The sequence below is a fragment of the uncultured Dialister sp. genome, from assembly GCF_900541605.1.
Classification (GTDB): domain Bacteria; phylum Bacillota; class Negativicutes; order Veillonellales; family Dialisteraceae; genus Dialister.
In genome coordinates this window covers 1-11,946 of sequence record NZ_UQKJ01000058.1, presented here as the reverse complement: position 1 = coordinate 11,946, position 11,946 = coordinate 1, and the positions used below count along the sequence as shown (strand labels likewise).

Below are 11,946 nucleotides of genomic sequence, written 5' to 3'. Positions count from 1 at the left end.
GTCCCCCTCCCCTCTAAAGAGGGGAGGTTGGGGTGCTAAAGCCGCCTGTATCCATGATCTGTTCAGTTCCTGGTCCAAATCAGGTCTTTCACTATATGATCAATGTCCTTGCAGACATCTCCGAACTGCTCACGTATCAGCCCATCATAGTATCGAATCACAGTAATGTGATAGGACTCCAGAAATGCGGTCCTTTCCCTGTCATAGGCGGCATCCTCTTCGTTGTAATGCTGTTTCCCATCCAATTCTATGACAAGCCGGACCGAGGGGCAGTAAAAATCACAGATATAATTGCCGATAACCTTCTGACGATAAAACTTGAGTGGATAGGTCCTCAAAAACTGATACCACAGCTTCTTCTCTTCAAGGGTCATATTCTTCCGAAGCTCCTTGGCAAGTGTCATAAGAGAACTGTTTTTGGGTATACGGAAACGGTTATCCATAGCCTTTGCTCCTGGTCAGGTAGAATGAAAATAAGACAATAAGAAATAGAGACTGTTGAGGGAGAGTTGGTTCAACCCCATCTAATAGAGAAGACAGCAACGCAGGAGGGCGGTGCGGGGCTCTCGCTGAAGTCGCTCCCACTGTTTTCTGTCAATATCTACAGCTGCCTTCAGTGGACACCCCTCCACCGCTCACGCGTCCCCCCTCCCCTCTGAAGAGGGGAGGTTGGGGTGTCTCGGCGCCGCAGGCGGCGGAGGGAGCTCTCGCTGAAGTCGCTCCCACTGTTTTCTGTCAATACCTGCAACGGCCTTTGGGGACACCCTTTCACCGCTCACGCGGTCCCCCCTCCCCTCTGAAGAGGGGAGGTTGGGGTGTCTCGGCGCCGCAAGCGAACCGGCTTTCCTGAAAGCCAGCAGCTGGAAGCCCCCATCCGTTCGCATGACGCTTGGCTGTATATAAAAAAATGGACACAGGAATCAGATTCCTGTGTCCATTATATCATTCTACACCTTCATTATTCGGCTTTGAATGTGAGTTTATCCTTGTCGTCCTTGCCGACGTGGAGGACTTTCTTGTCCTTCAGGCCGCCCTGGAGGATGAGTTCGGAAATCGGGTCTTCCAGTTCTTTCTGGATGGTCCTCTTCAGAGGACGAGCGCCGTATTCTACATCGGTGCCGTCTTTGATGATGATCTTCTTTGCATCGTCGGAGACGTCCAGGGTCACATGGAAGTGATCCAGTTTGCCTTCTACTTTCTTCAGCATGAGGTTTACGATTTCGGAGAGGTTTTCCGGAGTGAGCGGATGGAATACTACGATTTCATCGATACGGTTGATGAATTCAGGACGGAAGGTCCGTTTTACCTGGTCCATGATCATCTTCTTGATGTCTTCGAAGGTATCCTTTTTCTCTTCTTTCTCTTCGCCGGAGTTGAAGCCCAGCTGTTTCATCTGGCCTTTGATGAAGTTGGAGCCCAGGTTACTGGTCATGATGATGACGCAGTTCGTGAAATCCACGGTCCGGCCCTGGCCATCGGTCAGACGGCCGTCGTCCAGTACCTGGAGCAGGATGTTGAAGAAGTCCATATGGGCTTTTTCCACTTCATCGAAGAGGATGACGCTGTACGGATTGCGGCGAACCGCATCGGTGAGCTGGCCACCTTCTTCATAGCCCACGTATCCTGGGGGCGCACCGACGAGACGGGAGACTTCGTGTTTCTCCATGTATTCGGACATATCGAAACGAATCATGTTCTTCTCGCTGCCGAACATACATTCAGCAAGGGCACGGGCCAGTTCGGTCTTGCCCACACCGGTGGAGCCAAGGAAGAGGAAGGAGCCGATCGGACGTTTCGGGTCTTTCATGCCGGCCCTTGCACGGCGGATAGCCGTAGCCACTGCATGGACAGCTTCGTCCTGGCCGATGACTCTCTTATGGAGTTCATCTTCCAGATGGAGCAGCCGTTCAGCGTCGCTCTTCTTCAGGTTCTCCACAGGCACGCCGGTCCATTTGGATACCACTTCTGCCACGTCTTCTGCGGTTACCTGCAGATGGTCGTGGTCTCCGCCCTTCCAGTCTTTCTTCAGGGCATCGATTTCAGTCTGCAGTTTCTTAGCCTGGTCACGATATACGGCAGCTTTTTCAAAGTCCTGGGAAGAAACGGCGGCTTCCTTTTCTTTGTTGATGGATTCCAGCTGTTCTTCTTTCTTCTTCAGTCCTTCCGGAGTGGAAGAAGCTTCCATACGGACTTTGGCAGCAGCTTCATCGATGACGTCGATGGCTTTATCCGGCTGGAAACGGTCGGTGATGTAACGGCCGGACAGTTCCACGGCAGCCTTCAGGGCTTCGTCGGTAATCTTTGCTTTGTGGAAGGCTTCGTACCGATCCCGGAGGCCCTTCAGGATTTCCAGGGTATCCTTCGGTGTCGGTTCGCCGACTTTCACAGGCTGGAAACGACGTTCCAGGGCTGCATCTTTTTCAATGTATTTCTTGTATTCTTTCAGGGTGGTGGCACCGATGCAGCGGAGTTCGCCACGGGCCAGAGCCGGTTTCATGATGTTGGCGGCATCCATGGAGCCTTCACTGGAGCCTGCACCTACGAGGGTGTGCAGTTCATCGATGAAGAGGATCCAGTCCGGATGTTTCTTCACTTCATCAATCACCTTTTTCAGCCGTTCCTCGAATTCACCTCTGTACTTGGTGCCTGCTACTACGGAGGACATATTCAGGGAAATAATGTAGCAGTTTTTCAGGATTTCCGGTACATCGTTATTCACAATGCGCTGTGCCAGGCCTTCGGCGATGGCGGTCTTACCTACGCCAGGTTCACCGATGAGGACCGGGTTGTTCTTGTTCCGACGGGACAGGATCTGGATGACCCGGTTGATTTCATCGTTTCTGCCGATGACCGGATCGATCTTGCCCTGTTTCGCCTTTTCGTTCAGGTCCACAGCGAAGCCGCCCAGGTCTCCCAGTTCAGCGGAAGAATTCTGGCTGCCATTGTCTTCGGAAACGAATTTTTCGAAGGCCTTTTCCAGTTTATCCTCGGTGACGCCGAAGTTTTCCAGAATCTGTACGGCCAGGCCGCCTCCTTCTTTCAGGATGGCCAGGAGCAGGTGTTCCGTGCCCACATAGGAATTGCCCAGTTCATTGGCTTCTTCCACAGCCATTTCCAGCACCCGTTTCGTCCGCGGTGCCACGTACACTTCTTCAGCGCTGCTGAAGATAGAACGGCTGCCGGCCTGGGACAGGAAATTTTCCACGGCTTCCACAGTGACGCCGAGGGAATTCAGGATCTTGCCGCCGGCGGTATCTTTTTCATGGGCAATGCCCAGGAGAAGATGTTCCGTGCCTACATAGTCACTGCCCAGTTTGACAGCTTCCTGTGCGGCAAATTTCCAGGCGTTTTTCACGCCATCAGTAAATCTGTCTTCCATAGTAACTCCTCCTTTTGTTTAGAGTCTGTATATATTGAATGCCATTAATAGCTATATTGAGATGTACTCCATGCGGATGAATGGGGCTAAGGGTTGTGGGTGAACTGCGCTTCGCTCGTTCACCGGGTGGTGGGTGCTTCGCACCGGGGGCATAAGGCAGGGTCTGCCGCCTTTGGCGGCTATCGTACCAACAACCCCTGCTTCAACAAGCGCAGCGATGTTGAAGCCACAACCCGGTTGGCGAGCGTCAGCGATGCCACCCCCTGCAACCCTTACGAACCATTCACCCCTTTGAGCTAACGCCCTCCAGGTACATCCCGGTCACAGTCCCTTCAGCGCATCCCGAAGAAGGGCGCTGCGCCACATTTCCATATCCTTCTCGCCGCCGGTGGAATGGGTGATTTCCGCCACCTGGCTGTCGGGGATGAGGGAATAGAGACGGTAAAACAGAAGTCCATCTTCATCGGGAATCATATCCGCGTTGATACCCATGCGGATGAGGCCGGCCAGGTACAGGGCCTCTTCCTTCCCGATGCGCCTTGCGTATTTCAGGGTTCCCACGGCCCGCCAGATCCGGTCCCGCAACACATCTTCCGAGCTTTCGAAGGTCTCTTTCCAGAGCTTCTTCTCTTCCTCGCTGATTTCCTGCAGGATCTTATCCATTTCGGACACATAGTCCATTTCCCTGATACCCAGGGACCTTGTATTTTCTATACGATAATAGGGATACCGGCTGTCCGCCTTCCCTGTAACCGGTGTGAGGTGGAAGCCCCGAAGTTCCAGGAACTCCGCCAGCTCCCCGATCCGGCCGTGGACGGTGAAGCCAGGCAGGAAGAGGAGGGACACCATCTTCAGCCCCGTCCCCGTGTACTGGGGAGAAGCGGTGAGGTATCCGAACTCCCGGTCAAAGGCATACTCCAGGATGCCCGCGCTTTCGTCCGCCAGCCGGGACGCCCGCTTCCACAGGCTGTACACCGTATTGCCACCGGAGAAGCCCAGGTACGCCAGATGGTCCTTTACGTTGGTCCGCACCGCCAGGCTCCCGTCTTCATTGACGTAGAGCCTCGTGTCATCATCCAGCGGCTGCTCTTCTTCCGGAAGGAATCCCTTCTCCGCCAGGATTTCCTTTTCCTTCGGGTCCAGGGCCTTCAGGGAATAGGGAATGAAGGGACCGTAGCCGTGGTCATTCAGTGACTGCACCGCTTCGTCCGCCAGGCGGGAGGACTTCTTCCGTTCCTCCCCCGTGAGACGGGAGGGGAAATGGATGCCCTTCACGTTCCGGAAGAGGGCGATCCTCGAGAAGAGGACCGGGTCTTCCTTTGTGATCTGGGCCCACCGGGGAAGATCATTCTCCAGTATTTCATCCAAAGTCATTTGGAACTGCCTCCTTTATCAGAGCCTTTGTCTTCCAGTTTGTGAATTTCATCTCTCACTTTGGCAGCCTCTTCGTAATTTTCATCAGCCACCAGTTTACTCAATTTCTCCCGAAGCTCCTTCAGTTCCGGAGATTCTTCAGGAGCTTTCTTCTCATCCGCCGGTTTCGGCGCATCGCCGCTGTACCGGTGAGCCCCCTGCATGTGCTGGAAGGCAGGACGGAGTTTCTCGCGGAACGCTTCATAGCATTCCGGGCAGCCCAGAAGGCCGTCTTTCTTGAAATCTTCGTACTTCTTCCCGCATTCCGGGCAGGACAGGCTTTCGATGGTGGTCCGGGCCGGGCGGAACAGGGAATTCATAAATCCATCATTAAAGAAGGAATCGAAGCTGTTCCGGAACAGGTCATGCCCGAAGAACCCCATGGAATCATTCATGAGATTTTCCTTGGCTGCACATTCCCGGCACAGATGCCGTTCCGTTCTATGTCCATTAATGATCTGTGTCACATGGACCACTGCTTCTCTTCCATGGCAACGATCACAAAGCATATTTTCAATCTCCTTTCAATGCCCATTCCACACGGTGAATCAATGTCTTCGCCGCTTCCCTTCTATGGCTTTCCGGACAATACTCCAGCATGGTATGGGTCATTGCACAAATCAGTCGATACTCCTGGCCGGAAATGAGTTCGTAGTCCACAAGCATGCGGTAGTACCCGTCAAGCCCGTTCTCGATGGTCTCGATACTGTTCGGGTTCGGCGTATCCTCACGCTTTCGGCTGCTGCCGGCAGCGGTACTGGCGCTGCCAGCCTTTCCGGCAGTCCGGGAAGACTGGGAAACCTTCCTTCCCGGCGGTGGATTCGTACGGAGGGAAATCTTGATATATCCCCCGCTGCCCCTGCGGGACTCCACCACGAAACGGTCATCCGAAGAAAACCGGGTATTAATGACATAAGTCACCTGGGACGGCGCACATTCTAACAGGTCCGCCACGTCCTTCCGCTTCAGCATCACCTGGTCTCCGGAATCCTTGTCCAATAGTTCCAGGATAAATTTCTCTATCCGATCCGATAGCATTGTATTGTTCATTTGGTACTCACCGCTTTCTGTGACGTAATCAGGAGGAATAGGAGTTCGGCTTACGGCTTACGGCTTACGGCTTACGGCTTTCTGTTAGCTGTCAGCCACCAGCCACCAGCCACTCCATTCAACCTCCTCTCTCAACTTGCAAACCTATTATAGCCCCTTAATGTCAAATAGTCAATAGGTAAAATCAAAAAATTTTACTTTTCTTTTTCTCCTGCCGGCACAGGCCAAATCAGGCATAAATACTGGAATATCAGCGATTTATGTCCATTAGGCGCGCAAAAAAATCTGTAAATTCTTTTCAGAAAGTACAGAATTTTGATTTTACTTTTTTGACTTTTACTTTACAGTTCAAAGAAAGAGCTGAGCAAAGAGAGTTGAGAGTAGAGGTTCAGCGGCTTCGCCGCAAATCCATCAGAATCCCTCTGTCACTGCGTGACATCTCCCTTTGAAAAAGGGAGACTAACCATTAGCGGCGCTGCCGCATGGAATCCGCCTGCGGTGCTTCCATCAGATAACCTCCGTCGGATGAGATCGAGGCCGAGATCGAGATCGAGGGTATCAGCCGCTCCGCCGCTATAGGGATCCTGATGACTCTGCCCCTAAAACGTCCCATTGACTCCACGGGAGGCTCTCTTCCCGGAAGAGAGCTGCCAACGGCTGAGAGATGGCGTTGGGCTAGAAAGTGGCTGAAGGGTAACGCCCTGCGGGCGAAGTGGCGCAGGGGTAACGGGCTTCGCCCGAGGGGAAGGTGGCGGCGCACAAATTGGGAAGCGCCGCCTTTTGATACACAACAGCGGCAAAGCCGCGGTTGGGTCCCAGATGACTCTGCACCCAAAACGTGCAATTGACACTGACCGAGGCTCCTTCATCGGGAAGGAGCTCCCCATCGGGGTGAGGTTAGCTAATGGGAACTGATGGGTTTGGCCCGAAGGGCTTGTCCGCATCTATCTTCTGTCATCTATCTTCTATCATCTAATAGCCGGACTGCCAATCATATAAAATGTCCGTATCAACCGTTGCAGTCCCATCAGAATCCCTCTGTCTGCTTCGCAGACATCATTCCGGCCAGGCCACAAGAGGAAGGTGCCTTAGTGTACAGTAAAGGCACCTTCCTGGGCCCGGCTCAGCAGTCCTCTGTAGGACTGCTGCCATTGAAAAAGGGAGACTAACTCACAGCGGCGCCGCCGCAAAAATTCAGCCTGCGGCGCTTCCATCGGCTAACCTCCGTCGGATGAGATCGAGGCCGAGATCGAGATCGAGGGCATCAGCGGCTCCGCCGCTATAGGAATCCTGATAACTCTGCCCCCATAACGTCCCATTGACTCCACGGGAGGCTCTCTTCCCAGAAGAGAGCTGCAAACGGCTGAGAGATGGTGCCGGATTCGGCCCGCAGGGCCTGTAGGCATCTATCTTCTATCTTCTATCATCTATCATCTATCTTCTATCGTCTGACAGCCGCAAACCCATCAGAATCCCTCTGTCTGCTTCGCAGACATCTCCCTTTGAGAAAGGGAGACTAACCACCAGCGGTTTCACCGCACGATCTGACACTTCCCCTATATCGTCATCTCGAGCGGTGGCAGCATGCTATGTGTCACAACAAGTAAGAATCGCTACAGCTTCGACGAGTCGAGAGATCTTTCTGGTAAATGACTATGACGGGATTTTCAAAGAAAGAGTTGAGTTCCAGCGGCTTCGCCGCAAATCCATCAGAATCCCTCTGTCACTGCGTGACATCCCCCCTTTGGAAAAGGGGGACAAACCATCAGCCTGCGGCGCACCCCACGGCTAACCTCCGTCGCCTTCGGCGCCACCGCCGGGCCCTGAAAGGAAGGCGTCTTAGTGTGCAGTATAGACGCCAACTTGGACCCTCGCCTTCCCGAGGAAGGAGGCTAACCACTAGCGGTTTCACCGCACTTTCTGACACTTCCCCTATATCGTCATCTCGAGCGGTGGAAGCATGCCAATCGATGCTGTCCATAAGAATCGCTACAGCTACGACGAGTCGAGAGATCTTTCTGGTAAATGACTATGACGGGATTTTCAAAGATGGAGTTGAGAAAAGAGAGTTGAAAGCACCATTCCAGCGGCTTCGCCGCAAATGCACCCCCCTTGCCCGCTTTGCAGGACTTCCCACACAGGGAAGCATCTCACTGATTTCTCGGTCGCCTGCGGCTCCCTACGAAATCAGTTCGTTTGCCACCCCGAAGGGGGAAGCAAGTCCTAAGCCTGCGGCACATCCATCGGCTAACCTCCGTCAGATGAGATTGAGGTCGAGACCGAGATCGAGGGCACCAGCGGCGAAGCCGCAATAGGTATCCTGATGACTCTGCTCCTAAACGTGCCATTGACTCCACACAAGGCTCTCCTCCCAGAAGAAAGCTGCCCACAGGGCTGAGAAATGGTAATGAATCCGGCCCGAAGGGCCTGTTCACCTAGCCACTAGATCTAGCCACTAGCTACTGATTCGCCACAGGCGAATCTGCCCGCAGGGCCTATCCAGCTTTCCTGGCCGCTAAAAGCTAACAGCTAGAAGCCCCCGCTCGTTCGCACGCCATTCAGCCACATAATCGCGGCGGAGCCGCTGGAGATCTAGACCTAGATCTAGATCTAGACCCCCAGGGCCTCCGGCCCCATCTTCCTCGATTTCGATCTCGCTTAAATCGCCCCCAAAGAGTCTCTCTGGTGACGGAGGCCCTGTTCGCCGTAGGTGTCGTAGATGTACTGGAGGCGGCTGATCATATTGGCCTTCCGTTCCGGTACCCGGCCGTAGATGGTGGTGATGATGGAGGCGTTGGTGGCGTCTACCAGGGTGTCGATGTTCAGGTCCTTCAGGAATTCCGTCAGTTCCAGTACCCGTTCCCCTTCGGTGGCTTCCACGAAGGTCCCTTTCCGTACGTCCTGCATGAGGGGGGTGTCCGGGAAAATGGTAAGTCCGGCGATGAGGACACGGTCCGGGTGGAGCTGGTTGAATACAGCCGCCGTTTTCTTCGCATGGTCCAGGCCATAGCCCTTGCCGCCGAGGCCGGAGAGGAAAATCACTTCATAGGGAAGGCCGGCTTCGTCCATTTTGGAGAGCTGCGGCACGATTTCATTGGCTTTATATCCCTTATTCATGAATTTCAGAATTTTATCATCCCCCGACTCCACGCCGAAGACGATGCCCGAATAGCCCAGTTCCTTCAGTTCCTTCAGCTGTTCCACGGTCTTGTTCTTCAGGCTGTCGATGCGGCCGTAGCCGCCGATGGTCTTCACGAAGGGCAGGTATTTGTGGATAAGGTTGGCAATCCGCTTCAGTCGGGAGAAGGACAGGAGGAAGGGGTCCGCTCCCTGGAGCCAGATCCGGGGGAAGGCCATGCCGTAGCTGGCCAGCTCTTCCAGGTCTTCCACGATTTCCCGTTCCGGGGACACCGCGAAGGGGGCGTCTTTATAATAGGTACAGAAACGGCAGGCGTTATGGCTGCAGCCGCTGGTGACCTGGAGGTATACACTGTTCGCTTCATAGGGCGGACGAACTACGTTACTTGCAAAATGCATGAATAAGATCTCCTTTCAATCAGACGGAAAGCATGCTGTGTCTCCAGCGTTCCAGGGCAATTTCAGTATTCACATCAAATTTATCGAGTACATCATCCAGTTCTTTCAGGATCTTATCCTTTTCTTCCGGCAGTTTCACTTCGAACCGTACGGTGCTGGTGGAGGTGCCGGAATTGATGGTGATGGGGATGTTCAGTTCAGAAATGAGGGTGCGGATTTCTTCGATCCGTTCCTTTTCCGTAGCTTCCGTCCATTCGCCCTTCTTCATCTGGTCGTAGAGCTTCGTTCCCGGCAGTACTGCCACGTTGGTGAGCATCATGTAGTACGGATGGATCCGGTTGAAAATCTTTGCCGATTTCTTTGCGCTTTCCACAAGGTGGCCCCGGCCGGCGAGACCGCCGAGGTAAATCATGCGGTACGTAATGCCCGCTTCGTCCAGTTTTTTGCCGGCGTCCAGGATGTCCTGGGCGGTGTAGCCCTTATTTACGAAGGACAGCACATCGTCGTCCCCGGTTTCGATGCCGATCATGATTTCATCGAGGCCATGTTCCTTGATGCGGCGGATATCGTCAGCCGTTTTTCTCTTGAAGTCGGAAATGATGGCGTAGGTGGAAATCCGGGAATCCGGGAAATATTTCTTAATGAGGTCCCATACCTTGATCTGCTGTTCCGTGCGGAGGTAGAAGGGGTTGCCACCGGAGGCCCAGATTTTCTTAGCGTTCGGCCATTTCCGGCGGGCTTCCTTCAGGTCCTGTTCAATCTGGTCCAGGGGAGCGATGCGGAAGGGCGTATCCTTGTAGAAATTGCAGAATGTGCAGGAATTGTGGGAGCACCCGGCGGTGACTTCAATGAAAAGGCTGTCCGCATCGGTCTGCGGTCTGATAATCGGTCCATGAAAATGCATAATTCTGATCTCCTTATATTAATAATCTAACCCCCATGCCGGATTCTGCAGCATGGCTCTACCGACGCCGATGAAATCAGCGGCTCCCTCTTCCAGGAGCGTTTCCGCCTCATCCGGCGTTCTCACGCCTCCGGTCAAGATAACCGGCGTCTTCACTTTTTCTTTCACCGCCCGGGACATATCGGAAAACCATCCCGCTTCCCGATGGCCGGGCCTCATATATATACAAAGCCCACCGGAGAGGTCGATGAGGTCTACCCCCGCCTGCTCCAGGAGCACCGAAGTGCGAGCGGCATCATCTACGGTACTTCCGCCGTCCATGTAATCACAGCCCCCGAGCCTCACGGCAACGGGGAAATCGGGCCCCACCGCCCTGCGCACAGCCGCCACTGTTTCCACGAGGAAACGGGTCCGGTTCTCCAGGGAACCTGCGCCGTAGACATCGCGTCTGTCATTGGTGAGGGGCGAATAGAACTGGTTTAAGAGGTACCCGTGGGCGCTGTGGATTTCCACACCGTCGTAGCCGGACTTCTTCACCCGGAGTGCCGCTTCTGCGAACTTTTCCTCCAGCTCCCGGATTTCCGGGATGGTCAGGGCCCGGCTGATGCCCCCCTGTCCGGCGATTTCACTGGCCGATACCAGCTCCTCCCCTGTCACCGCCTCCGATGTATTCACACCGGCGTGGCTGATCTGGGCGAAGAAGAGAATCCCCGGATGCACATCATGCACCGCCTCCGTCAGCCGCTGCTGGAAGGGGATCACCTCATCCGTTTCGAATCCCAGCTGCCAGGGATCCGCCTTGCCCTGCCGGGCAATGTAGCTGTGCTCCGTGAAGAGAAGTCCCACCCTTTCGTTTCTGGCGAGCTCCACATAATGGCGCACCGTCCGGGGCCCCGGGAAACCGTCGGACCCGCTCTGGGTCGCCATGGGCGGCACCACCATCCTCGTGGAAGCATGGATGAGTCCCCGGTCATAGGATTCCCATAATTTCATTTCTCTCATCTCCATAATCATTTTCACATATCTCTGATTGTAAATATGATACTTTTAAGAAAAAGGCAGGCTTCCCTGCCGATTTCTATCCTGTAAGGCACTCCTTACAGTTCCTTGCCAATGTATTCCGCCAGCTTCTGGATGGTCTCCTCATTCCTGCGGTAATAGGTCCACTTCCCGAACCGCCGGGATTCCAGGAGCCCCGCCCGCTGCATCATATCCAGATACCCGGATATGGTAGACTGGGATATACCTGCCTTGTCACAGATGGATCCTACGCAGGAGCAGTTATCAAATGTCTCTCCTTCCGGTATATGGATTCCCTGCGGAGGAAAATATCTTTCCGGATCCTTCAGCCACTTCAGGATATTCAGCCTGGTCTCATTGGACAGCGCTTTGAAAATATCTATAACATTCATGTATATTATTATATCTGCAATTCGCGATATGTCAATAGTAAAAATTGGAAAATTTGCATTTTTACGGTCAGAGTCAATGGGAGCGGGGCTCGATGCCATAAAGGTCTAGATCTAGGTCCAGGTCTAGGTCAATAGCGGCTTTGCCGCGGTCCTGTGGATGAGTACCGTGCGCACGGGCGGGAGCTTCTAGCTTCTAGCTTCTAGGGAAACGCTGATTTAATCAAGAAAATATCGTCAGAAAACACTCTTTC

Annotated in this window: 9 protein-coding genes; all 9 read right to left on the bottom strand. The window is 53.8% G+C overall.

Annotated features, from left to right (window positions below; translation table 11 throughout):
• Positions 1-62 precede the first annotated feature (62 nt).
• Positions 63-443, bottom strand: a complete 381-nt coding sequence (locus QZR21_RS05445) for an endonuclease domain-containing protein (RefSeq protein ID WP_296096149.1) — start codon at positions 441-443, stop codon at positions 63-65.
• A gap of 515 nt (positions 444-958) precedes the next feature.
• The gene (locus tag QZR21_RS05440; RefSeq protein WP_296974168.1) at positions 959-3,379 is read right to left on the bottom strand and encodes an ATP-dependent Clp protease ATP-binding subunit; all 2,421 of its coding nucleotides are present in this window, start codon (positions 3,377-3,379) and stop codon (positions 959-961) included.
• 321 nt (positions 3,380-3,700) lie between these two features.
• A complete protein-coding gene (locus tag QZR21_RS05435; protein WP_296096145.1) occupies positions 3,701-4,753 on the bottom strand; it encodes a hypothetical protein in 1,053 nt (350 codons plus the stop codon).
• Complete coding sequence (locus tag QZR21_RS05430; RefSeq protein WP_296096143.1) at positions 4,750-5,301, bottom strand: UvrB/UvrC motif-containing protein; 552 nt, start codon at positions 5,299-5,301, stop codon at positions 4,750-4,752. Before QZR21_RS05430 ends, QZR21_RS05435 begins: the two co-directional genes overlap by 4 nt.
• A gap of 4 nt (positions 5,302-5,305) precedes the next feature.
• The gene (locus QZR21_RS05425; RefSeq protein WP_296096141.1) at positions 5,306-5,842 is read right to left on the bottom strand and encodes a CtsR family transcriptional regulator; all 537 of its coding nucleotides are present in this window, start codon (positions 5,840-5,842) and stop codon (positions 5,306-5,308) included.
• Between the two features lie 2,658 nt (positions 5,843-8,500).
• Positions 8,501-9,379, bottom strand: a complete 879-nt coding sequence (locus QZR21_RS05420) for a radical SAM protein (RefSeq protein WP_296099318.1) — start codon at positions 9,377-9,379, stop codon at positions 8,501-8,503.
• Between the two features lie 19 nt (positions 9,380-9,398).
• Positions 9,399-10,283 carry a radical SAM protein gene (locus tag QZR21_RS05415; RefSeq protein ID WP_296099321.1) on the bottom strand — a complete coding sequence of 295 codons (885 nt, stop codon included), beginning with the start codon at positions 10,281-10,283 and terminating at the stop codon, positions 9,399-9,401.
• Between the two features lie 18 nt (positions 10,284-10,301).
• Positions 10,302-11,276 (bottom strand): NADH:flavin oxidoreductase, encoded by a 975-nt coding sequence (locus QZR21_RS05410; protein WP_296099324.1) that lies wholly within the window; start codon positions 11,274-11,276, stop codon positions 10,302-10,304.
• Positions 11,277-11,380: 104 nt separating this feature from the next.
• Positions 11,381-11,695, bottom strand: coding sequence for a helix-turn-helix transcriptional regulator (locus QZR21_RS05405; protein ID WP_296099327.1), 315 nt, complete (start codon positions 11,693-11,695; stop codon positions 11,381-11,383).
• Positions 11,696-11,946 lie beyond the last annotated feature (251 nt).